The following is a 21,816-nucleotide window of genomic DNA, read 5'->3' as shown; positions in this document are numbered from 1 at the left end:
CAAGCAGAATGACAAGGATCGGATTTATCGGGCTGGGCAACATGGGGGGACCCATGGCAGCCAATCTGGCCAAGGCCGGGCATACGGTGCAGGTATTTGATCTGGTTGCCCACAGTGTCGAGCGAGCCATTGCAGCGGGCTGCATTGCGGCAGGAGATGCCCGCGAAGCGGTGACCGGCTGTGATGTCGTCATCAGCATGCTGCCTGCCGGTGAGCATGTGCGCAGCCTCTGGTTGGGCGAGAGTGATGGTGAGCGGGGTGGGCAGGATCTGCTGGCAGCTTTGCCTGCCGGTGTGCTGGTGATCGACTGCTCCACCATCGATGTGGCCTCTGCCCGTCAGGTGGGGAGCGCGGCCCGTGCACACGGCTTGCGTTTTATCGATGCCCCTGTCTCGGGCGGCGTCGCCGGCGCAGCGGCAGGTACGCTCACCTTTATTGTCGGTGGCGAACAAGCCGACTTTGATGCGGCCAAGCCTGTACTGGCCTGCATGGGGCAGAATCTGTTTCACGCCGGCCCCCTTGGTGCCGGGCAGATTGCCAAGATGTGCAACAACATGCTGCTTGCAATCCATATGGTGGGCACCGCCGAGGCGTTGGCCCTCGGGGTAAAGGAGGGGCTGGATCCGGCAGTGCTCTCCACCATCATGGGCAAGAGCTCAGGCAACAACTGGAGTCTGGAGCGCTACAACCCCTGGCCCGGGGTGATGGAGAACGTACCGGCTGCCCGTAACTATCAGGGGGGCTTTATGACCCGGCTGATGGTGAAAGACCTCGGACTCGTGATGGCGCTGGCCGAGCATGCTCACAGCGCCGTGCCCATGGGGGCACTTGCGCGCAACCTGTTTAATCTGCATGCGGCGAACGGAGAGGGAGAGCTGGATTTTTCCAGTATCGTCCGGCTTTATCTGGAAAAAGGCAGAGAGGGGTAGTGGTCGCCGGGCGCCATCTTGTGGCTTGATGGGTTCAGGCTATCGCTGGCATCACAAGGAGAGAGAATGGATATCAAGCAGAAAGTCATCGCTATTACCGGTGCCGGGCGGGGGCTGGGGCGGGCCATAGCACTCAATCTTGCCGCTCAGGGGGCCGAGCTGGCATTGATTGACCTGAATGCCAGCGATCTGGCTGTGACGCAGGCCGAGGTGCAAAGCCGTGGCGGGCGGTGTGCCATTTTCGTCTGCAACGTGGCAAGCGAACCGGAGGTCGAGACCACCTTTGTCGCGATCAAGGCGCACTTTGGTCGGTTGCACGGGTTGATCAACTGCGCCGGCATTCTGCGTGATGGCATGCTGATCAAGGTGAAAGAGGGGGAAGTTGTAGAGAAGATGAGCCTGGCCCAGTGGCAGAGCGTCATCGACGTCAACCTCACCGGCACCTTCCTGTGCGGGCGCGAGGGGGCCGCACTGATGGCCACCGGCGGGGAGGGGGGGGTCATCATCAATATCTCCTCCATTGCCCGAGCCGGCAATATCGGCCAGAGCAACTATGCCGCCAGCAAGGCAGGTGTGGCTTCGCTGGTAGTGACCTGGGGGCGGGAGCTTGCCCGCCACGGTATCCGGGTGATGGGGATCGCCCCCGGGGTGTTCGCCACCGATATGACGGCCGCGATGAAGCCGGAGGCGATGACCCGGATGCAGCAGGCTATTCCGGTCGGCAAACTGGGTGAGGCGCAGCAGTTGGCCGAGACCGTTGCCTTCATCTTTGCCAACGATTACCTCACTGGCCGGATGATCGAGCTTGACGGCGGTCTGCGGCTGTAGACCTTTACCAAGATTTACATTGAGCCCTGACCTCGTGGTCAGGGCTTTTTTATGCACTCTTTTGAGTTCCAAAGGTACTGAATGGCGATGCATGGGCACCATCCGGGTCGCTCTGTGGCGGCAGAAATATGAGAAATATCAATGGGTCTCAGTTAATTTGAACCAGCTCACAGGCCCTTGAGGTCAGTGCTGTAAAATTGCGCGCGGTCAAGGTGGTGCATGTTTGACGATGCGAGGGATTGCGGTCGGAATAGTCATGCAATATAGTTGCCGCCTTTTTCACGGGGTCCGGATTTTCAGCCCCTCCCATATCGCGCGCAGTATGAATACGGACGCTCTGCCGCCGCCTAATTAAACAGGATTGAGATGGACAAGAAACTAGGGCTTGGCGCCCTCATTTCGCTGGTGATCGGCTCCATGGTCGGCGCCGGGGTCTTCAGTCTCCCACAGAATATTGCTGCACATGCCAGCGCCGGGGCCGTCGCTCTGGGATGGGCCATCACCGGGGTCGGCATGATCTGCCTCGCGCTGGTCTATCAAAACCTCTCCATGCGTCGCCCGGATCTCGATGGCGGTATCTTCAGTTACGCCAAGGCCGGTTTTGGTGACTTCATCGGCTTCAACGCCGCCTGGGGTTACTGGCTCTGCCAACTGCTGGCCAACGTCTCTTACGCCATCGTGGTATTCAGCGCGCTCAGCTACTTCTTTGATACGCCGGATCACGTCATCTTCGGCGACGGCAATACGCCGGTGGCCATCACGCTGGCCTCCATCCTGATCTGGTCGGTACACTCGCTGGTCCTGCGCGGGGTGCAGGTGGCGGCTTTGGTTAACATCGTGACCACCATCGCCAAGATGGTGCCGCTCATCGTTTTCAGCGTGGCCATCCTGCTTGCCTTCAATATGAAGACCTTCACCCTGGACTTCTGGGGTCATGGCAACAGCGATCTCGGTTCCGTGATGGATCAGGTCAAGTCCACCATGAAGGTCACCCTCTGGGTCTTCATCGGTATTGAAGGGGCCGTGGTGGTCTCTGCCCGTGCCCGCCATCGCAAGGATGTCGGTCGTGCGACCGTACTGGCCCTGCTGGGTGCACTGGCGCTCTACGTGATGGTGACCCTCTTCTCGCTGGGGGTAATGACCCAGCCTGAGCTGGCCCAGCTCAAGAACCCCTCTACCGCCATGATCCTGGAAGCGGTAGTCGGCCCCTGGGGCGCCTGGCTCATCAACATCGGTCTGGTCATCTCCGTGATGGGGGCTCTGCTGAGCTGGACCGTGCTGGCGGCTGAAGTGCCCTACATTGCGGGCAAGACCGGGGTCTTCCCGGCCTGGTTTGCCAAGGAGAACAAGAACGGCTCACCGCAGGTATCGCTCTGGTGCTCCACCTGTCTGGTGCAGACTTTCCTTATCATCATCTACTTCCAGAACAGTACCTATCTGGCGTTGGTCAACATCGCCACCTCGGCGGCGCTGGTACCCTATGTCTTCTCCGGTGCCTATGGCCTAAAACTGGCCTTGAAAGGGGAGACCTATCAGGGTCAACCGCATCAGCGCAAGCGTGATCTGTTGCTGGCCCTGATGGCGACCATCTATGGCTGCTGGCTGGTTTATGCGGCTGGCGTCGAGTATCTGCTGCTGGTGGCGCTGCTCTACAGCCCGGGTATCTTCATCTACTGGAAGGCGCGCCAGCACCACGGTCTGCGCGGCCTCAACCGGCTGGAGCAGGGGATGACGGCGGCCTTGCTCGGTTGTGCCGTACTGGCCTTCTACAAGGTGATGGACGGCACCATCCCCCTGAACTGACAGAGACAAGAGATGGCCCAAGGGCCATCTCTTCTTTTACACGCCGTCCGCATCACAGCTTGTCGGCGTCGCCTCGGAAGGAATTTTTATGCTGTTTATGGGTTATCTGCTGCTGGGGGCTTTCGCCGGCATCCTGGCCGGACTGTTCGGGATCGGCGGCGGCCTTATCATAGTGCCGGTGCTGGTGGTGAGCTTTCACGCGCAGGGGGTCGATCCCGATATCATCACCCATCTGGCACTTGGTACCTCGCTGCCGACCATGATCTTCACCGGTTTCAGTTCGCTGCGGGCCCATCAGGAGGCCGGAGCAGTCGACTGGGTGATGATCCGCAGGCTCGGTGCCGGCATGCTGCTTGGCGCCTGGCTCGGCGGGATGACCGCCAATCTGCTCAGTGCCAGCACCCTCAACATCATCATTGGCTGCTTTGCCTGGACCATGGCGTTACAGATGGGGCTCAACCTCAAGCCCAAAGCGGAGCGCCATCTGCCGGGAGCGCTCGGTACCGGCATTGCAGGTACCGTTATCGGCTGGATGTCGGCACTGTTTGGCATAGGTGGTGGCTCGCTCACCGTGCCTTATCTGAGCTGGAATAGCGTGCCTATGCGCAACGCGGTAGCGGCCTCAGCTGCCTGCAGCATGCCGATCGCACTGGCGGGTAGCCTGAGCTATCTCTATGCAGGATGGGGGCATGCGGATCTGCCCGAGTGGAGCGTGGGTTACATCTATCTGCCAGCCCTGATTGGTATTGTGCTCACCAGTACCCAGTTTGCCCGGGTAGGGGCCAAACTGGCACACAGACTCTCTCCGCAGCGACTCAAGCAGGCGTTTGCCCTGCTGATGCTGCTGGTGGGGGCGAAATTCATGCTGTTTAGCTGAACCCTTGGCCAGTTTGTTGAAAAATAAGGCAAACGATCTGTTGGAGGGCAGAAAGCCATTGCATTGAACGCCCAGTTTGCCTATTCTCCTCGCCGGTGGTCCTATTGGTCCTCTCGCATTGATAACCCGTCGACCTGGTCAGGACCGGAAGGTAGCAGCCAAGGCGGGGGACTCGAGTGCCGGGATGTGGCTGGTAGGGCCACCACTTGTTTCTGCAATTCAATAAGTTAGCTTCCTAAAGCCCTTGGTCATCCATTTTGTGTGGACGACGAGGAGCTCATCAATGAATCTCTGAGCTCAGTCCCCACGGCATCTGGTATTACCGGAAAGTCACCACGCTCCCCTGTGGTCGTCGTAAAGAGATCCAAAAATCCCTGCATACCCGAGACAAGCTGACGGCTTGCGCTGTTGTGGCGAAACCATGGCTTCTATTGGTTCGACAGCACCTTGGCCTCTTGGTCAGGGGGCGTTAGGTTAATGGCTGCGTGATACCAAGTCGGAATAGAGTTGCTTCTGTCGTATCAGTCAGCTCACTGACTCCGACCACGCTCCAAAGATCCTCCTCCAGCTTCTTTGCCTTGTGGATAGCAAATTTGGCTATGGTATCCAGCTCGTTGGCGACAAAGTTGATATCTGGTCGGCCGGTACGGGAGATGCCAACCAGCACTGAATAGAACTCTCCCTGCTGTAATGCATGCTCGATAAATTGCCGCTTTTCTTGCACGTTACCGAACGAATTGGCAAGGCAGCTCTTGATTTGGGGCCAACCTGAGTTTGTTTGCACGTACGATACGTAGACCTCTTCCTGCTTTGGTTTGTCATTTCGTTCCTGATGACGCAGCGGGGTCATCAGCACTTCTTTCAACAATTCCCCCTGAAACAGGGGATAGAGGTTGCCATGCTCCGGATTTGCAGTACAAACAGTGAGCACTCTTTGTAATGAACGTGGTTTGAGAGATTTGCCAATAGATGCCGGCTTCGGACTCCCATTGAGCTTGTTGACATAGAGTGGGGTGTTGAAAAGATGGCTGGTGTAAATATTGCGTAGAGCCCTGGCAAGTCCGCGATAGCGGCGGTGCTCCGGGGCTGTTTTCAGCTTTTTCTGGTTACTTTCGATAAGCAGAGTGAAGAACTGTCGGCCAATGTGGCGGGCGGTATCCCCTTCAATGCAAAGGTGCAATACCGTGCGGGTCATGTTGAGGCTGACCAACCGGTAAGGCAGATGCTGCAAGTCCATGGTTTTGGCAAGCTCCTGCAGACGGGGCAGGGCAATGGTCACAACATCGTTTTTCTCACCGATAAAGGCCTCTTCCAGCTCAATTTGCATACCATGGGCGGAAATATCGCGGGTTAAGCCCTGCCAGGATCTGCCATTGTGGCTGATGGTTATCTCCGTTTTGTGGATGTAGCGTTGTTCTTTGCGTAGCTGAACATATTGCAGCAGCTCGATATCGAAAGGCATGGGCTCCTGTTCATGACCAAATCGTTGCAGCTCATTGGGATTGTTGATTGTCCCCCCTTCCTGACGGAACTCTTCCCGTTGTGCGTCGAGGCTGATCTCCTGCAATAAACCGCAATAACCTATCTGTTTGATGCGCTCCAGCAACTGGATGTCATGTAATTGGGACTCTTCGAGTCCGACAATCTGGCCCAGATCCGCTTCTGCCAACTCACACAGTTCCAGTGAAAATTTATAGACACGCCAGCTGGGGCGATGGGCACCCACCTGAAAGAACAGTTTGGTCAAACCACTTAGCCGTAACTCTTCTGATGTGGCCGAGAAGAAGTAGATTTTATTTTGCACGGTATGGGCAAAGCTGTAGAGCAGCGTTTCTTTGGTGGCCCCCGGTGCCGGGCAGAGGCGTTTCATCCGGTCGGCTGAAAACAGTCCAGCCAGTGCGTCACGGTTTTTTTCGTCACGCCAGTACTCGAGAAGGTGCTGATTATTCTCGCTGCGCAGGGCTATCTCCAGCTTGGGGCTTACTCCCGAACTAAAAAAGAGTGGTATGCCTGTCATGCGCGGTAGATAGAACTGCTCGTGCCCCTTGATGATCGCAGCAGAAAGCAGGTGATCGACACTTATTCGATGATGTCCTTTATTGGCCTTGATGAACTCTTTGATAAAGGTATCAAAGGCCGGGTTGTCACCAGTGCGGATCAGTATTAGCCAGAATCGCCCCTCTTTATTCTCCTCCCCCAGAATCTGGTACTGCACAGGCTGTTGTAATAGTGGATTGGCGCTGTCGTGTTCCAACCCGGTAAAGATGACCTCAACCTGATCACCGGTTTGATAGGTCGGTAGATAAGGCACCGAGATACGAATCCCCTCAGGAGAAAGATCCGATGTTTTGGCCAGGAGTTTGACTCCATCCTTGAGCCTGACTTCTACAGGGGAGCTGATATGCATACGCTCTTGGCGACGGCCGTAATAACTGGCGAATGGGATAGTCTTGACTTCATATTGCTGGAAAGGGTTGGCCTGCGCCGTGGCTTTGCCTTTTACCCGGGCTTGCTGCCGCTGTTTTTGCCAGAGCAGCATCACCTCGTAGACACCCATCGTGTAGTCATCACGGTAAATAAAGCACTGGCTCTGGAACAGGCTGATAGCCTCTGCTGGCATGAAGTGGATCATGCCTTTAAATTCATATACTTGACACTCATCTGCCAAGGCGTCCCGCATATCGATGACCCTGCGGCAGGAGGCGCATTTGCGCTGTAGCTCCATTTTGAGCAGAAAGCGTCCGTTATTGCTTTCAGACTCAGTGAGCTGTGCAAAAATGTCTGCGAAATTCTTTTTCCGCAGCTGGGGAATGAGTTGTTCAATCAACTTTTGTTGCTGTACTGGATCCATGTATTCCCACCGCAAAAGTCATTTTATGAGCACAAATACGGATTATCTTGCCGCAACAGTGAGGTGCAATCACGCTTGTTAGTATTGCATATTCTAACGACTCCTCATTATTCGCTAAAAGGCGTTAACAACACCACCGGCATCTCATAAAGCTGCACTGTTCGACTTGTACATTTGGATACATATCGTCACCAACTACACACGGAAGTTCATCGTGCCCGGTCGTAGGATGAAGTCATGGAGAACGGCTCCATTACCCTAATAAGGAAAGTGACCATGAAAAAGATCATCCCCCTGGCAGTAGCTGCAGTTTTCGCCCTGACCTCTGGTTTCACCATGGCTGCTACCCCGACCAAGGCTGCAGCACCGCAAGCGACTCAAACCAAAGTCGTGAAAAAGCAGCATCATAAAACCAAGCATCATGCCAAAGCTCCGGCAGCCAAAGCAGCACCGGCAACCAAATAAGATTTTGGCTCCTGCAGCGTCACCAAGACCACAAGCACGAGTAAAGAGTTTGGTGGTAGTGAAGTAAGCGGAGAGTTGTAATAACAAGGGAGGCTGATGCCTCCCTTTCATATGTTTGTGAAACCGGCAGAAGTTCATGCCAAGCCGCTTTTCTGTATCTATCTCCACTCTGTAAAGCTCATGCATATCCTCTGATGTTTCATCATCTTCAATCTGTTCCACCTTTCTACTGTTACTGTCACCAGCCCGCGCTTGCTGTCTCCTCCGGTTGCGTTGCAGGATTTCCCCAGCGCATTCGGGAGCAAACTGCCGCTGGAGCCGCCGCAAAATGGCTACATGGTCAACACCATGGCATAAATGAGCGTATTTTGATCAGCCAAGCCAGGGGCATCATTAACCTGGCTTTTCTTTTATCGACTTTTATCTTTCTTGATTCATCTCAAGTGAGACCTTGCAAACAAGAATAAATATCATTTTACAGTGTTGGTGCTCATATTTACGTGCTGGTTAATTAACGTGGGTGACGTCAAGGTAAATATGGTGATGGATGTGTTGCTAACAACTGCAACTGTTTTTTTGCTTGTTCTATAAAAAGGCATTGCCAAGCCGATGTCATTATCGAGACCAGTCGAATAAGTTTGGGTTTTTAAATGAATAGGAATGCATTCTTGTGCGTAAAATGAGCCAGTGAAGATATATTATCAAGTTGGGTTGGTGCAGTTTATAGAAATTGTCCTGCAGAAAAGGTATCACCCATGGTGCACTCGATTAACCTGTTGCTGTGCTACTTTGGAGAACCACTCAAAGCCACCTCCGTGTTGGGCTCATGGGGCCTATGACAACTGGCGATGGCAGAGATGTATGCAAAATCGTGAGTAAAGGTATATGGCATAAGGCATTTTTAACATCGACTTCCTGCTTGTTGCATCCTCTTGTTATCTCTTCAGCTATTCATCTGGCTGCGGGGATTACATTAATCGAAAATGCCACCCTGGATCGCTTTGTGATTAATTAAATTACATTCAATTAAAAACTTTAAATTCATGAAGGCATGATTATCTCTTTGGGGGTAAATGCTTTTGTTTGTGATATGACGCGCCCTGTAAATAGGTTCAATCCCTGTGGAATTGATAGAGATCAATACTGAGGGGTAGGTGAGTCCTTAGCATTTCCGCTGTTAAGCATTTATCAGACAAGTGCTCACTACGGGAATAAGAAGAATGGTCGAGGATAATTTTTTATCGGCTCATGGGATTAATCGCCGTGATTTTATGAAATTGTGTGCCGGGATGGCCGCAACCCTGGGATTAAGTCAGAATGCCGTCGCCAAGATGGCCACTGCGCTCACCAGCCCCGAGCGGCCGCCGGTGATCTGGATAGGGGCACAGGAGTGCACCGGCTGTACCGAGTCGCTGCTGCGGGCCACGCACCCCACCATCGAGAACCTGATCCTCAATACTATCTCCCTCGAATACCATGAGGTGCTCTCGGCAGCATTTGGCCATCAGGCTGAAGAGAACAAGCACAACGCCATGACCCGCTACAAGGGCAAGTATGTGCTGGTAGTGGATGGCTCCATTCCGCTCAAAGATGGCGGCATCTACTGCATGGTGGCCGGTGAGCCCATCGTCGACCATATTCGCCGTGCGGCTGCCGATGCGGCTGCCGTCATTGCCATCGGCTCCTGTGCCGCCTGGGGTGGCGTCCCCGCCAGTGGTGGCAACCCGACCGGCGCTGTCAGCCTTGAAGAGGCGCTCGGCAATATTGGTACCCCCATCATCAATATCCCGGGCTGCCCGCCCAATCCCCACAACTTCCTTACTACGGTCGCCTACTACATCACCTATGGCAAGCTGCCGGCGCTGGATGCCAAGAATCGCCCGCTTTTTGCCTATGAGCGGCTCATCCACGAAAACTGCGAGCGCCGTCCGCACTTTGACGCAGGGCGTTTTGCCAAGGAGTTTGGTGATGAGGGCCACCGTCAGGGTTGGTGTCTCTATCATCTGGGCTGCAAGGGGCCGGAGACCTACGGCAACTGCTCGACCCTGGAGTTCTGTGATATCGGTGGTGGCATCTGGCCCGTTGGTATCGGTCATCCCTGCTACGGCTGCAACGAACAGGGTGTCGGTTTCAGCAAGGGGATCTTCCAGCTCGCCAAGGTTGAGAATCCGACCCCGCGGGTCAACAAGCCCGATGTGGCCATTCAGGAGGGGGGTCATATCTCTCCCACTTCCACCGCGCTGATCGGCGGTGCCCTCGGGGTGCTGGTCGGGGTGAGTCTGATGACGGTGCGTGAACTCGGTCGCCAGCAGAAGCGCCATGAAGCCGGGCAGCATCCGTCACGGGAGGAGTAACCGTGAACAGACGCAACTTCCTCAAATTTGCCTCCGTCGGCGCGCTGGCAGCCGGGGCCACCGTGCCCGGTACCGCGCTGGCGGCTGCCAAAAACAAGCCACCCATTCCCGGTGCGCTTGGCATGCTCTACGACTCCACCCTCTGTGTCGGTTGTCAGGCCTGCGTGGCGGAGTGCCAGCGCCTTAACGGCAACCCGGCCAATCCGGCGGGCGAGCAGACCTGGTCCAACAACGACAAGCTGAGCCCCTACACCAACAACATCATTCAGGTGTGGAAGAGCGGCGCGGGCGAGCACAAGGATCAGCTGGTGGATGGCTATGCCTACATCAAGAAGCAGTGCATGCACTGCGTCGATCCCAACTGTGTTTCCGTCTGCCCGGTGCAGGCCCTTAAAAAAGACCCCAAGACCGGCATCGTTCACTACGACCCGAGCGTCTGTACCGGTTGCCGTTACTGCATGGTGGGCTGCCCGTTCGACGTGCCCAAATATGACTACGACAACCCGTTCGGGGCGATCCACAAATGCGAGCTCTGCAACCAGAAGGGGCTTGAGCGGATTGATCAGGGCAAATTGCCCGGCTGTGTCGAGGTATGTCCGACCGGTGCCGTTATCTTCGGCACCCGCGAGGAGCTGATAGCCGAGGCCAGGCGTCGTCTGCTGGCGACTCCGGGCAGCGAATATGCCTACCCGCGCCAGACCCTCAAGGCCAACGACCCCTACCTGCACGAGGTGCCCAACTACCAGCCTTACGTCTATGGCGAGAAGGAGGGGGGCGGCACCCAGGTGCTGGTGCTGGCCGGGGTGCCCTACACCAAGCTCGACATGCCCGATCTGCCGGAGCTCTCATCCGGGGCTCGATCTGAGCATATCCAGCACACCCTCTACAAGGGGATGGTGCTGCCCATGGTGGTGCTGACCGGTCTCTCCGTGCTTATCCGTCGCAACACCAAGAATGGTCACGATCATCACGATGGTCACGATCAGGGCAAGGGGACGTCGGTCGATCAAGGCAAACAACAGGGGGGCAAGGATCATGAGTAACCACAAGGCACATCCCCTTGGCGGCAAGCTGGTCAGCTGGCCGGTGCTGGTGCTGGCACCTTTTGCGGTGCTGTGCGGCATGCTTATCCTCAAGCGCCTCATCTTCGGGCTGGGCTCGGTGACCGATCTGAACGGGGGTTATCCCTGGGGTCTCTGGATCTCCTTTGACCTCTTGATCGGCACCGGTTTTGCCTGCGGTGGCTGGGCGCTGGCCTGGGCGGTTTACGTCTTCAACCGGGGCGAGTATCACCCGCTGGTGCGACCGGCCCTGCTGGCGAGCCTGTTCGGTTATTCGCTGGGCGGCCTCTCCATCACCATCGACGTTGGCCGTTACTGGAACCTGCCGTACTTCTACCTGCCCGGTCACTTCAACACCTCCTCGGTGCTGTTCGAGACGGCGGTCTGCATGACGATCTATATCGGGGTGATGGCGCTGGAGTTTGCGCCCGTGCTCTTGGAGAAGTTCGGCTGGAAAACCTCCATGGCGCGGCTTAACAAGATCATGTTCTTCATTCTGGCGCTGGGGGCACTGCTGCCTACCATGCACCAATCCTCGATGGGCTCGTTGATGATAGTGGCGGGGGAGAAGATCCATCCGCTCTGGCAAAGCTATGAGCTGCTGCCGGTCTTTTCGCTTCTGACCGCTTTCATCATGGGCTTTTCCATCGTGGTGTTTGAGGGCTCTCTGGTGCAGGCGGGATTGGCGGGGCGTGGCCCCAACGAGAAGCCGCTCTTCTACAAACTGACCCAGGTGATCGACATCTTCCTGATCCTGTTTGTGGCGCTGCGCTTTGCCGAGATCGTCATCCACGACAAGTCGGAGTACCTCTCCGAGTTCAACCGCTACTCCATTCTGTTCTGGAGCGAGATCGCGCTGATGATCTTCCCGCTGCTGGTGTTCCACTGGGACAAGAGCCGCCGGGACTCGCGTATGCTCTTTCTGGGGGCTCTCAGCATGCTGCTGGGCGCAGCCCTCTGGCGACTGGATTACTCCCTGATCGCCTTCAACCCCGGCAATGGCTACCACTACTTCCCCTCCGCGACGGAGGTGCTGATCTCCCTTGGCTTTGTTGCCATCGAAGTGTGTGCCTATTTGCTGCTGATCCGGCTGTTGCCGGTACTGCCATCACTTGAACGTGTTCACCAAGATTATCAGGCCCGAGGGAAAGCCAACGTATGAGCCAACGTATCACCATAGACCCCATCACCCGCATTGAGGGGCACCTGCGTATCGACTGCGAAATCGAAGGCGGCGTCGTCACCAAGGCCTGGTCGTCCGGCACCATGTGGCGCGGGATGGAGGAGATCGTCAAGGGCAACGACCCGCGCGATGCCTGGATGATAGTGCAGCGCATCTGCGGGGTATGTACCTCCATTCACGCCATCGCTTCGGTGCGGGCCGTGGAGAACGCCATCGGTGCCAAGGTGCCTGTCAACGCCCAGTACATCCGCAACCTCATCATCGCTGCCCACAACATCCACGATCACATCGTCCACTTCTACCAGCTCTCCGCGCTGGACTGGGTGGATATCACCGCGGCCCTTGAGGCCAATCCGCAAAAAGCGGCGGACATGCTCAAGGGCGTATCGACCTGGTCCCTTAACAGTGCCGACGAGCTGACCAAGGTGCAGGACAAGATCCGCGCGCTGGTAGCCAGCGGCCAGCTCGGCATCTTCGCCAACGGCTACTGGGGGCACAAGGCGATGAAGCTGAGCCCGGAGGTGAACCTCATCGCTGTGGCCCACTATCTGCAGGCACTGGAGTGCCAGCGCGATGCCAACCGCATTGTCGCCATTCTCGGCGGCAAGACCCCCCACATCCAGAACTTGGCGGTGGGCGGCGTGGCCAACCCCATCAACCTGGATGCACCGAGCGTGCTCAACCTGGAGCGGCTGCTCTACGTGAAGAGCTTTATCGATCGGCTCGGCGAGTTTATCGAGCAGGTCTACAAGGTGGATGCCGCCATCATCGCCGCCCACTACCCCGAGTGGCTTAACCTGGGGCAGGGGGCCAAGCACTATTTGAGCGTGCCGGAGCTCCCCACCGACGCCAACGGCGGCAGCTTCCTGATGCCGGGTGGCTATATCGAGAATGGCAATCTGGCGGGTTATCGCCCCATCGAGAGCCATCAGGATGGCTGGCTGATGGACGGCATCGCCGAGAGCAACAAGCACGCCTGGTACAAGGATGACGAGCCCCTCAAACCTTGGGAGGGCAAGACCGAGCCCGATTACACCGGCTGGCAGGATGACGGCAAGTACTCCTGGGTCAAGTCGCCCACCTTCTACGGCAAGGTGGTGGAGGTGGGGCCGCTCGCAGATCTCTTGGTGAAGCTCGCCGCCAAGCACCCGGAGACGGTGGCACACTTCGACCAGCTCAACGGCATCTACAAAGCGCTCACCGGCTCGGCCATCAAGACCGAACAGCTGCACTCCACCATGGGCCGCATCATCGGCCGCGCGGTGCGCTGCTGCGTGCTGAAAGACACCTTGTCACATCAGTGGAAGGCGCTGGTGGACAACATCGGCAAGGGGGACACCACCGCCTACATCAAGGCCGAGATCCCGGCGGATAAAGAGTTTCGCGGGGTGGGCTTTGAAGAGGCGCCGCGTGGCATGCTCTCCCACTGGATCGTCATCAAGGGCGGCAAGATCGAGAACTATCAGGCGGTGGTGCCATCGACCTGGAACTCGGGCCCGCGCAACTTCAACGATGAACCCGGCCCCTACGAGCAATCGCTGGTGGGCACCCCGGTAGCCGATCCGGCCAAGCCGCTGGAAGTGGTGCGCACCGTCCACTCGTTCGACCCCTGCATGTCCTGCGCTGTGCATGTGGTGGATACCCAAAATGGTGAAACGACTCAGGTGAAGGTGCTGTGATGAACACCTTGATCCTGGGCGTGGGCAACCTGCTCTTGAGTGACGAGGCCGTCGGCGTGCGCATCGTTGAGGGGCTGGGGCGCGAATACCGTTTCGCCCCCGGCATCGAGCTGCTCGACGGCGGTACCGCCGGCATGGAGTTGCTCGAAGCGATGGCCAGTCGGGATCACATCATTCTGGTGGATGCGGTGCGCAGCGGTAATCCGCCGGGCACCGTCGTGACCCTGAAGGATGAGGAGATCCCGACCCTGTTTGGCCGCAAGATCTCCCCGCACCAGCTGGGGCTGGCGGACGTGCTCTCGGCGCTGCATATGACGGGGGAGTCGCCAAAGCGGCTCACCCTGATCGGGGTCGAGCCCGAATCCCTCGAGCCCCGTATCGGCCTCACCCCCGTGGTGGCTGCTGCTATGGGGGAGGCGACGGATCGGATTTTGACCCTGTTGGCCAGTGTCGGTGCGCCCGCCATTGCGCTCTCTGAGCAGGAGAAAGCTGAACAAGCGCGGGAGGGCCTATGGCGCAGTCCCATTTAAGCGAGCTTGATGCTGTGAAGGAGCGCGTGCAGGAGTTTTCGGGTTTTGTTAGTAATCCCGCGCCCCTGCTGGTAGCCCAGTACGAGCGGATCGCTCGCGAAGAGATGCAGGCGCTGCCCTTCTATCACGCAACCATGCCCATTGTGGCGGAGTGCGTGCTGTTTGAAGATCAGTGGCTCGGCTGCGTGCTCACCCCCTGGATGTTGAGCGTGGTGGTGCTGCCGGGGCCGGATCAACTGTGGCCGGTGCGCAGCAGCAGCGAGCGGCTCGCCCTGCAGCTTCCCTGCGGCAACATGACCTTTATGGTGGGTGAATTGCCAGAAAGTGGTCAGTTGCTGGCCTGCTCCCTGATGTCGCCGCTCGATCCCCATCTCGGGGCCGAGGAGGGGCGAGCGCTGATGAGCAGCACCCTCAAGATGCTGCTCTCCTTGCCGGTGCAGCAAGGGGCTGGCGGCGTGGATCTGGGTCGCAGACGGCTATTCGGTGCCCGGCGCGGTTAACCGGCATAGTTGCTAGGTTTCACGCGAAATCAAGTTTAGAATAGGGGGCCATTTTGGCCCCTCACTCCCATGTTCAGACACGCATTCCACCTCTTTTTTGAGTGATGATCCGTGAGTGGTACAAAACAAGAAGGATCCCCATGACTGTTCCACGCAATTCCCTTCGCCATTACTGTGGCACCAGTGCTGCCGCCCTGTTGACTCTGCTGCTGGGCACTGCCTCTCACGCGGCGCTGGCCGCTGCCCAACCTGTGCCTGCCGAGCTCAAGCTCGCCATCGGAGCTGAACCCACCGAAGGGTTTGACCCTCTGCTTGGCTGGAGCCACGGCAGCTACCTGCTGCTGCACAGTCCGCTGCTCAAACAAAACGCCGATCTCAGCTGGCAGAATGTGCTCACCCAATCGGTGACCCCGAACAAGGATGGCAAGGGGTGGATCATTACCCTCAAGCCTGACCTGAAATTCTCCAACGGTGCGCCGCTCACCGCCGAAGATGTGGCCTTTACCTACAACAGCGCAGCCCATGGCGGCGGCAAGATCGACATGGGCAACTTTGTCTCGGCCAAGGTGCGCTCGCCTACCGAGGTTGCCATCACCCTGAGTGCCCCCCAGAGCACCTTCGTCAACGTGCTGGGATCCTTGGGGATAGTGTCGAAGCGGGATTACGACGCAAAAGCGTATGCCCAAAAACCGGTCGGTGCCGGCCCTTACCGGCTGGTGAGCTTCCTGCCCGGTCAGCAACTGGTGGTGGAGGCGAACCCCTATTACGCCGGTGGCAACAATGACTTCAAGCGGCTGGTGTTTGTCTTTATCGATGAAGAGAGCGCCTACGCCGCCGCCCAGAGTAGCCAGCTCGATGTGGTGCGCATTGCCCCGTCACTGGCGCCCACCGTGCCTGCCTCCCTCAAGCTGTGGGTGCGGCCGAGCGTGGAGAATCGCGGCATTGTCTTTCCTATTCCGCCTGCGGGCGGCAAGGATGCCAAGGGTTATCCCATCGGCAACGACGTGACCTCGGATGTAGCGGTGCGCCGCGCCATCAACTACGCCATCGACCGCAAGTTGCTGGCCGACCAGCTGCTGGAAGGGCACGCCATCCCCGCTTACAGCGCGGTAGAAGGCTTGCCCTGGCTGAACAAAGCCACCGCCTTCAAGGATGGCGATGCTGCCCACGCCAATGCCCTGCTCGACGAAGCGGGCTGGAAGATGGGCAGTGACGGCATTCGCCACAAGGGCTCCCTGCGCGCCGCCTTTACCCTCTGGTACACCAGTGGCGACAGCACCCGCCGGGATCTGGCGGAAGCGGTGCGCGCCATGCTCAAACCCATCGGCCTTGAGGTGAGCCTCAAGTCCGGCAGCTGGGAGCAGGTGGAGCGGGAGATGCACGCCAATCCGGTGCTGATGGGGTGGGGGAGTCTGGATCCCATGGAGCTCTATCACCACTACCAGAGCGGCTCCGGTGGCGTGGAGTTCTACAATCCGGGCTACTACAGCAACCCTGTGGTGGATGGCCACCTCAAGCAGGCGTTGGATGCCCCCAACTGGCAGGCGGCCGTGCCGTTCTGGCAGCAGGTTGAGTGGGATGGCAAGACCGGCGCCGGAGTGCAGGGAGATGCCGCCTGGGCCTGGCTGCTCAATGTGCAGCACACCTATCTCGCCAACCGTTGCATCGATCTTGGCAAGGGGGCGCCGGAAATCCACGGTAGCTGGTCCCTGCTCAACAACCTGCAGGATTGGCGGTGGACGTGCCGTTAAGTTCGCCCTTGAGTCATTCAGGTTATCTGTTGCTAAAAGCCCTGCTGCGTCTGGCTGGGCTGTTATGTCTGGTCTCGGTCGCCACCTTTGTGCTGCTGAGTTACTCCCCCATCGACCCCATCAAGGCCTATATCGGCAACGATCTGCTCCATGTGCCGCCGGAGCAATACGCCCGCATAGCCGCCCGCTGGGGGCTGGATCAGCCGCTCTGGCTGCGCTACTGGTACTGGTTTACCCAAGTGCTGCAGGGGGATCTCGGTTACTCCATGCTCTACAACGCGCCTGTAGGTGAGGTCATAGGCCAGCGCTTTGCTGCCTCCTTCCTGCTGCTGGCGGGTGCCTGGCTGCTCTCCGGCTTTTTCGGGATTTTGCTGGGCCTCTGCGCCGGTCGCTATCTCAACCGCTGGCCCGATCGCCTTATTTGCCGTTTTGCCTACCTGCTCGCCTCCTTGCCCACCTTCTGGGTCGGCCTCTTGCTGCTCGCCCTGTTTGCGGTGCACTGGCCGCTGTTGCCAGTCTGCTGCGCCTGGACGCCGGGGCTTGCGGCCGATGAGGCTGATTGGGCTATGCGAGCACGCCATCTGTTGCTGCCGGTGACCACGCTTGCCCTGCTCGGGGTGGGCAATATCGCCCTGCATACCCGGGGGCGGGTGGCCGAGGTGCTGGAGAGCGACTTTATCCGCTACGCCCGTGCTCAGGGGGATGGCGGCTGGCCCATGCTGCGTTTTCATGTGCTGCGCCACGCTCTGACCCCGGCGCTCTGCCTGCAGTTTGCCTCCCTCGGCGAGCTGATAGGCGGATCGCTGTTGGCCGAGAAGGTCTTCTCCTACCCGGGGCTCGGCCAGGCCACCGTGGATGCGGGGCTCAGGGGCGATATCCCCTTGCTGATGGGAATCGTACTCTTCTGCACCCTGCTGGTCTTTATTGGCAACACGGTGGCCAGTTTGCTGCTGGCCCGTATCAATCGGGGTTGGGAGGGGGAGCATGCTGTTTAACCCGTTTCCCTCCATACTGCGGCTGGTTTTTGCCCTGCTCGGATTGGCGCTGCTGGCCACTTACGGCTGGAGCCTCTCTCATCAGGATGTGCCAATGGATCTGCTGGCGCGCCAGCAACCTCCCTCGCTGACCCACTGGTTCGGCACCGATCAGATGGGGCGGGATCTCTGGTTGCGCGCCTTTCAGGGCACCCTCACCAGTCTGGAGCTGGGCATCAGCACGGCTCTCTGCAGTGGCCTGCTGGCCATGGTGGCGGCAAGCGTGTCGCTCATCCATCCCAGATGCGATGCTGCGGTGCGAATGGTGATCGACGCCATGCTGGCGCTGCCCCATATGCTGCTCTTGATCCTTATCTGCTTCACCGTGGGGGGCGGCATGCGCGGGGTGATCCTGGCGGTGGCGCTCACCCACTGGCCCAAGTTGGCGCTGATCCTTTGCGCAGAAGCGCGGCGGATCGCCTGCAGCGACTATGTGGTGCTGGCCCGCTGTCAGGGGATGGGGGCGCTGCGTCGCTGGCGCATCCACCTGCTGCCGGGGCTGTTGCCCCAGTGGTTTATCGGCACCTTGCTGATGTTTCCCCATGCGGTGCTGCACAGCGCGGCCTTGAGCTTTCTCGGTTTTGGGCTGGCGGCCCACGAGGCCTCGCTGGGCCTGCTGCTGGCCGATGCCCTGCGCTATCTGGCCGGTGGCGGTTGGTGGCTGGCGCTCTTCCCGGGGCTGATGTTGCTGCTGCTGGTTCTGCTGTTTGATCAGGCTACCCGCGCCTTGCAACAGCTGTTGTGGCACAGGAGTGAACCATGCTGAGTTTTGATCAGGTGACCATAGAGGCGGCCCACTACTCCTGGCTGGGGCGGCGCAGCTGGCAGCCTTTGCTGACCGATATCAGCCTGCAACTGGCGCCGGGGGAGATAGTGGCGCTGGTGGGGGGGAGCGGCGAGGGCAAGAGCCTGCTGTTGCAAAGCGCTCTGACATTGCTGCCGGAAAACCTGCGCATGCGCGGCTCCATCTCCCTCGATGGCGTGCCCCTGTGTGATGCCAGCCGAGCCCGTCTGCGCGGCCACACTCTCTGCTATGTGCCACAGGGGGTAAGCGCCCTCAATCCATTGCTGACGGTGGAGCGTCAGCTGGGACGGGCGGCACGCCTCTGCGGCCAGAGCGGTTCTCGCGAGCGGCTCGGCGAGCAGCTGCTGCGCTACCAGCTGCCCGCGACCACCCTGGACAGATTTCCGCGCCAGCTCTCCGGCGGCATGGCCAAGCGCATTCTGGCCTGCACAGCGGCGCTCGGCGGTGCCCGCTACATTCTGGCAGACGAGATCACCGCCTGGCTCGACGAGGGGCTGGCCTGTCTGCTGCTCGGCCAGTTGCGTGAATTGGCCAATCAGGGCAGCGGTATCCTCTGGGTGACCCACGACCTGGCGCTGGCGGTCCGCTTTGCCGATCGCATTGTGGCGCTGCATCAGGGGCAGGTGAGCGATACCTTGAGTTGCCACCATCTGCGCCAGGGGCAGGGGAGCGAGATGCTCCGTGCCCACTGGCAGGCGCTGCCGGAGTTCAATGCGCTCTTCTCTGTGCCGGAGGTTTCCTGATGTTGGAAGTACGAAATCTCACTATCGCCCAGGGGGAACGTCCCCTCTGGCAGGGGTTATCGCTGACGGTGAAAGCGGGCGAGCGGCTCGGCATCTCCGCCCCGAGCGGCCATGGCAAGACCACGCTGGGGCGGGTATTGGCGGGTTGGCAACCGGTTGGGGCTGGCGGGCAGCTCCTGCTGGATGGGCAGCCGGTTCCTGAACAGGTAAAAGGCTATAACCCTATCCAGCTGGTGCCCCAGCACCCGGAACTCACTTTCAATCCCTATCGCACCACCGGGCAGGCGCTTTGGGATGTATGGCGCCCCGATGAGGCCATGCTGGCCCGCTTTATGGTCAAGCCTGAATGGCTCAGTCGTAAACCCGGCCAGCTCTCCGGCGGTGAGCTGGCCCGCATCGCGCTGCTGCGCGCCCTCGATCCCCGCACTCGTTTGCTGATTGCCGACGAGGTGACCGCCCAGCTGGATCCGCAAATTCAGCGCCAGCTCTGGCAGGAGTTGATGGTTGAATGCGAGCAGCGCGGGCTTGGCATGGTCATCTTCAGTCACCAGCAGGCATTATTGCGCCAGATCTGTCATCGGGTGCTGCGTTTTGGTGAGGTGCAGCCCGAATCTGGGGAGCTTACCGAAAGCGCGGCTTGAAGGTTAGTTCCCCCTCATCCCCAGCCCTTCTCCCGCAAGGGGAGAAGGGAGCAAATATGTGCTTGACCAGCAAGATGTACCTCGGCGTATCTGGATCCTGGCAGGGCATTATCGATGTCCACTCATCGGTTCCCCCTCCCTAGGGAGAGGGCCAGGGTGAGAGGACGCGAGTATGAAACCTTGGCCATTCGGGAAGGAGAGAACGGCTGACAAGGTGCGCAGATAAAGAGAGGGAGGCATCAGCCTCCCTCTCTTGTTATCCGCCGTTGGTAACGGCATTTAACCGGTTCTGGTTCAGGCCGTAGCCAGCCAGTTGAGCCAGGCATCCATCCCTTCACCGGTAGTGGCGCTGACCTGGATCACCTGAATATAGGGGTTGACCCGTTTGGCGTTCTCGATGCAGCGGGCCACGTCAAAGCTGACGTAGGGCAGCAGGTCGATCTTGTTGATCACCATCAGCTGGGCGGCGGCGAACATGTCCGGGTATTTCAGCGGCTTCTCTTCCCCCTCGGTGACGGAGAGGATCGCCACCTTGTACTTCTCGCCGAGATCGAAGCTGGCGGGGCAGACCAGATTGCCCACGTTCTCGATAAAGAGGATGCCCCCTTGATTGGCGGGCAGCTGGTGGCAGGCGTCGTGGACCATTTTGGCGTCCAGATGGCAGCCCTTGCCGGTGTTGATCTGCACGGCAGGGACACCGGTGGCACGGATGCGATCCGCATCGGCGCTGGTCTGCTGATCCCCTTCGATCACCGCGCAGGGGCGCTTGTCGGCCAGCAGGCGCAGGGTTTCGCACAGCAAAGTGGTTTTGCCTGAACCCGGGCTAGAGACCAGATTGAGCACCAGCTGGTCGGCAGCTGTGAAGTGTTCGCGGTTGTGGGCCGCCAGCGCGTTGTTCTTGGCCAGCACATCCATCTCGATGGCGATCAGCTGGCGCTGTCCCATGCCGGGCACCGACAATCCCGCTTCCCCTTTGCCGTAGTGCAGATCACCCTGCTGATGGTCATGGTCATGGTCATGGTCATGGTCATGGTCATGGCTGTGATCATGGGGATGCGCGTGGGAATGGCCGTGGTCATGAGAGTGGACATGATCATGATGATGGTCGTGGGGGTGATCATGGTGGTGCTCATGGGGGTGGTCATGCCCCTCATGGCTTATGGGCGCCCGCACCCCGTGGTAGTGGTGATGGACATCCCCCTGATGGTGATAGTGGTGGTGAATGATCAGGGTGCGCGGCGCACCCTGCTCGTAGTCATGATGGTGATGGGCATCATGAGCATGATGATGGTCGTGCTCATGACCATGTTCATGGTGATGTTCATGTTCGTGATGATGCTCATGATCGTGCTTATGGCCGGCGATCCGCGCCTGGCCGCATCCGCATACGCTACACATATCAACTTACCTCGATGTCGGTGATGCGCAGGCTATCACCCTGCGCGACTCGTAATTTGTATCCGCCACACTCGGGGCAGGCTTGCCCGCGCTCGGTGAGGGTGACCGTCTGGTTGCAGTCGTAACACCAGGCCTCTGCCGCCTGGTGTTGAAAGTGGAGCTGGGCCCCTTCGACGGCGGTGCCCTTGGCGGCCGCCTCGAAACAGAAGGCAATGGTGTTCGGGTCGACGCAGGAGAAGCTGCCGACCTCGAGCCAGAGGGCGGTCACCTTGGTAAAGCCCCGCTGGGTGGCCTGTTCAGCCGCCAGATCGATGGCGGCCATGGCCAGAGACATTTCGTGCATGGTGGCTCCTTAACCGATATGGGGAGGAGCAGTGACTCCTC

20 protein-coding genes and 1 other RNA gene are annotated in these 21,816 nt (G+C 58.8%); 18 read left to right on the top strand and 3 right to left on the bottom strand.

The window, feature by feature from the left end:
• Positions 1 to 8 precede the first annotated feature (8 nt).
• The 5 genes from mmsB to ffs all read left to right on the top strand — a co-directional run bounded on the left by mmsB (position 9) and on the right by ffs (position 4,636).
• Entirely contained in the window at positions 9 to 929 is a 921-nt protein-coding gene (mmsB, locus tag AAHA41_RS12860) for a 3-hydroxyisobutyrate dehydrogenase (RefSeq protein ID WP_323069109.1), read from the top strand.
• 66 nt (positions 930 to 995) lie between these two features.
• Positions 996 to 1,757: an SDR family oxidoreductase gene (locus AAHA41_RS12855; protein WP_342697328.1), complete on the top strand. Its 762-nt coding sequence runs from the start codon at positions 996 to 998 to the stop codon at positions 1,755 to 1,757.
• Between the two features lie 366 nt (positions 1,758 to 2,123).
• Positions 2,124 to 3,560: an arginine-ornithine antiporter gene (arcD, locus tag AAHA41_RS12850; RefSeq protein ID WP_033113099.1), complete on the top strand. Its 1,437-nt coding sequence runs from the start codon at positions 2,124 to 2,126 to the stop codon at positions 3,558 to 3,560.
• Between the two features lie 88 nt (positions 3,561 to 3,648).
• Positions 3,649 to 4,437: a sulfite exporter TauE/SafE family protein gene (locus tag AAHA41_RS12845; protein WP_071910436.1), complete on the top strand. Its 789-nt coding sequence runs from the start codon at positions 3,649 to 3,651 to the stop codon at positions 4,435 to 4,437.
• Between the two features lie 102 nt (positions 4,438 to 4,539).
• An RNA gene (gene ffs, locus AAHA41_RS12840) (signal recognition particle sRNA small type) lies at positions 4,540 to 4,636 on the top strand.
• A 270-nt stretch (positions 4,637 to 4,906) separates the two neighbouring features.
• Here ffs and AAHA41_RS12835 read toward each other — a convergent pair.
• On the bottom strand, positions 4,907 to 7,288 hold the full coding sequence (locus AAHA41_RS12835) for a PilZ domain-containing protein (RefSeq protein ID WP_323069209.1): 2,382 nt from the start codon (positions 7,286 to 7,288) through the stop codon (positions 4,907 to 4,909).
• A gap of 276 nt (positions 7,289 to 7,564) precedes the next feature.
• Here AAHA41_RS12835 and AAHA41_RS12830 point away from each other — a divergent pair, with 276 nt between their 5' ends.
• The 12 genes from AAHA41_RS12830 to AAHA41_RS12775 all read left to right on the top strand — a co-directional run bounded on the left by AAHA41_RS12830 (position 7,565) and on the right by AAHA41_RS12775 (position 20,034).
• Positions 7,565 to 7,753, top strand: coding sequence for a hypothetical protein (locus AAHA41_RS12830; RefSeq protein WP_033113872.1), 189 nt, complete (start codon positions 7,565 to 7,567; stop codon positions 7,751 to 7,753).
• Positions 7,754 to 8,973: 1,220 nt separating this feature from the next.
• A complete protein-coding gene (hybO, locus tag AAHA41_RS12825; RefSeq protein ID WP_041207557.1) occupies positions 8,974 to 10,107 on the top strand; it encodes a hydrogenase 2 small subunit in 1,134 nt (377 codons plus the stop codon).
• 2 nt (positions 10,108 to 10,109) lie between these two features.
• The gene (gene hybA, locus AAHA41_RS12820) at positions 10,110 to 11,150 is read left to right on the top strand and encodes a hydrogenase 2 operon protein HybA (RefSeq protein ID WP_323069208.1); all 1,041 of its coding nucleotides are present in this window, start codon (positions 10,110 to 10,112) and stop codon (positions 11,148 to 11,150) included.
• Entirely contained in the window at positions 11,143 to 12,330 is a 1,188-nt protein-coding gene (hybB, locus tag AAHA41_RS12815; RefSeq protein ID WP_033115848.1) for a Ni/Fe-hydrogenase cytochrome b subunit, read from the top strand. Before hybA ends, hybB begins: the two co-directional genes overlap by 8 nt.
• On the top strand, positions 12,327 to 14,030 hold the full coding sequence (gene hybC / locus AAHA41_RS12810; protein WP_323069206.1) for a hydrogenase 2 large subunit: 1,704 nt from the start codon (positions 12,327 to 12,329) through the stop codon (positions 14,028 to 14,030). The genes hybB and hybC overlap by 4 nt, the downstream gene beginning before the upstream one ends.
• Positions 14,030 to 14,560 carry a HyaD/HybD family hydrogenase maturation endopeptidase gene (locus AAHA41_RS12805; protein WP_323069205.1) on the top strand — a complete coding sequence of 177 codons (531 nt, stop codon included), beginning with the start codon at positions 14,030 to 14,032 and terminating at the stop codon, positions 14,558 to 14,560. The genes hybC and AAHA41_RS12805 overlap by 1 nt, the downstream gene beginning before the upstream one ends.
• A complete protein-coding gene (gene hybE, locus AAHA41_RS12800; protein WP_323069203.1) occupies positions 14,542 to 15,060 on the top strand; it encodes a hydrogenase-2 assembly chaperone in 519 nt (172 codons plus the stop codon). Before AAHA41_RS12805 ends, hybE begins: the two co-directional genes overlap by 19 nt.
• A gap of 140 nt (positions 15,061 to 15,200) precedes the next feature.
• The gene (locus AAHA41_RS12795; RefSeq protein ID WP_323069201.1) at positions 15,201 to 16,811 is read left to right on the top strand and encodes an ABC transporter substrate-binding protein; all 1,611 of its coding nucleotides are present in this window, start codon (positions 15,201 to 15,203) and stop codon (positions 16,809 to 16,811) included.
• On the top strand, positions 16,796 to 17,806 hold the full coding sequence (locus AAHA41_RS12790) for an ABC transporter permease (protein ID WP_323069199.1): 1,011 nt from the start codon (positions 16,796 to 16,798) through the stop codon (positions 17,804 to 17,806). Before AAHA41_RS12795 ends, AAHA41_RS12790 begins: the two co-directional genes overlap by 16 nt.
• Positions 17,796 to 18,611 carry an ABC transporter permease gene (locus AAHA41_RS12785; RefSeq protein ID WP_139396365.1) on the top strand — a complete coding sequence of 272 codons (816 nt, stop codon included), beginning with the start codon at positions 17,796 to 17,798 and terminating at the stop codon, positions 18,609 to 18,611. The genes AAHA41_RS12790 and AAHA41_RS12785 overlap by 11 nt, the downstream gene beginning before the upstream one ends.
• On the top strand, positions 18,605 to 19,393 hold the full coding sequence (locus AAHA41_RS12780; RefSeq protein WP_323069198.1) for an ATP-binding cassette domain-containing protein: 789 nt from the start codon (positions 18,605 to 18,607) through the stop codon (positions 19,391 to 19,393). The genes AAHA41_RS12785 and AAHA41_RS12780 overlap by 7 nt, the downstream gene beginning before the upstream one ends.
• Positions 19,393 to 20,034, top strand: a complete 642-nt coding sequence (locus AAHA41_RS12775; protein WP_323069196.1) for an ATP-binding cassette domain-containing protein — start codon at positions 19,393 to 19,395, stop codon at positions 20,032 to 20,034. Before AAHA41_RS12780 ends, AAHA41_RS12775 begins: the two co-directional genes overlap by 1 nt.
• Positions 20,035 to 20,328: 294 nt before the next feature.
• On the opposite strand, the gene hypB is transcribed toward AAHA41_RS12775, so the two are convergent.
• Positions 20,329 to 21,195, bottom strand: coding sequence for a hydrogenase nickel incorporation protein HypB (gene hypB, locus AAHA41_RS12770; protein ID WP_323069220.1), 867 nt, complete (start codon positions 21,193 to 21,195; stop codon positions 20,329 to 20,331).
• Between hypB and AAHA41_RS12765 the strand changes: the two genes are divergently transcribed.
• On the top strand, positions 21,076 to 21,456 hold the full coding sequence (locus AAHA41_RS12765) for a hypothetical protein (protein WP_323069219.1): 381 nt from the start codon (positions 21,076 to 21,078) through the stop codon (positions 21,454 to 21,456). The genes hypB and AAHA41_RS12765 overlap by 120 nt on opposite strands.
• Here the strand turns inward: AAHA41_RS12765 and hypA are convergent.
• Positions 21,434 to 21,775, bottom strand: coding sequence for a hydrogenase maturation nickel metallochaperone HypA (hypA, locus tag AAHA41_RS12760; protein ID WP_139396361.1), 342 nt, complete (start codon positions 21,773 to 21,775; stop codon positions 21,434 to 21,436). The two genes, AAHA41_RS12765 and hypA, sit on opposite strands and share 23 nt — an antisense overlap.
• Between the last annotated feature and the right edge of the window lie 41 nt (positions 21,776 to 21,816).

Origin of the sequence: Aeromonas sp. SER (assembly GCF_038739615.1) — a bacterium.
Classification (GTDB): Bacteria; Pseudomonadota; Gammaproteobacteria; order Enterobacterales; family Aeromonadaceae; genus Aeromonas; species Aeromonas jandaei.
The sequence above is the reverse complement of the archived record's forward strand: the minus strand, read 5'-3'. Positions and strand labels throughout refer to the sequence as shown.

What these genes read in the sequence shown, in the direction of transcription:
- hybE (WP_323069203.1), top strand. Translation starts at nt 14,542, where the DNA reads ATGGCGCAGTCCCATTTAAGCGAGCTTGATGCTGTGAAGGAGCGCGTG.
- hybB (WP_033115848.1), top strand. Translation starts at nt 11,143, where the DNA reads ATGAGTAACCACAAGGCACATCCCCTTGGCGGCAAGCTGGTCAGCTGG.
- AAHA41_RS12855 (WP_342697328.1), top strand. Translation starts at nt 996, where the DNA reads ATGGATATCAAGCAGAAAGTCATCGCTATTACCGGTGCCGGGCGGGGG.
- AAHA41_RS12835 (WP_323069209.1), bottom strand. Translation starts at nt 7,288, where the DNA reads ATGGATCCAGTACAGCAACAAAAGTTGATTGAACAACTCATTCCCCAG.
- AAHA41_RS12780 (WP_323069198.1), top strand. Translation starts at nt 18,605, where the DNA reads ATGCTGAGTTTTGATCAGGTGACCATAGAGGCGGCCCACTACTCCTGG.
- AAHA41_RS12785 (WP_139396365.1), top strand. Translation starts at nt 17,796, where the DNA reads ATGCTGTTTAACCCGTTTCCCTCCATACTGCGGCTGGTTTTTGCCCTG.
- AAHA41_RS12805 (WP_323069205.1), top strand. Translation starts at nt 14,030, where the DNA reads ATGAACACCTTGATCCTGGGCGTGGGCAACCTGCTCTTGAGTGACGAG.
- AAHA41_RS12795 (WP_323069201.1), top strand. Translation starts at nt 15,201, where the DNA reads ATGACTGTTCCACGCAATTCCCTTCGCCATTACTGTGGCACCAGTGCT.
- hybO (WP_041207557.1), top strand. Translation starts at nt 8,974, where the DNA reads ATGGTCGAGGATAATTTTTTATCGGCTCATGGGATTAATCGCCGTGAT.
- AAHA41_RS12830 (WP_033113872.1), top strand. Translation starts at nt 7,565, where the DNA reads ATGAAAAAGATCATCCCCCTGGCAGTAGCTGCAGTTTTCGCCCTGACC.
- hypA (WP_139396361.1), bottom strand. Translation starts at nt 21,775, where the DNA reads ATGCACGAAATGTCTCTGGCCATGGCCGCCATCGATCTGGCGGCTGAA.
- mmsB (WP_323069109.1), top strand. Translation starts at nt 9, where the DNA reads ATGACAAGGATCGGATTTATCGGGCTGGGCAACATGGGGGGACCCATG.
- arcD (WP_033113099.1), top strand. Translation starts at nt 2,124, where the DNA reads ATGGACAAGAAACTAGGGCTTGGCGCCCTCATTTCGCTGGTGATCGGC.
- hybC (WP_323069206.1), top strand. Translation starts at nt 12,327, where the DNA reads ATGAGCCAACGTATCACCATAGACCCCATCACCCGCATTGAGGGGCAC.
- AAHA41_RS12845 (WP_071910436.1), top strand. Translation starts at nt 3,649, where the DNA reads ATGCTGTTTATGGGTTATCTGCTGCTGGGGGCTTTCGCCGGCATCCTG.
- AAHA41_RS12775 (WP_323069196.1), top strand. Translation starts at nt 19,393, where the DNA reads ATGTTGGAAGTACGAAATCTCACTATCGCCCAGGGGGAACGTCCCCTC.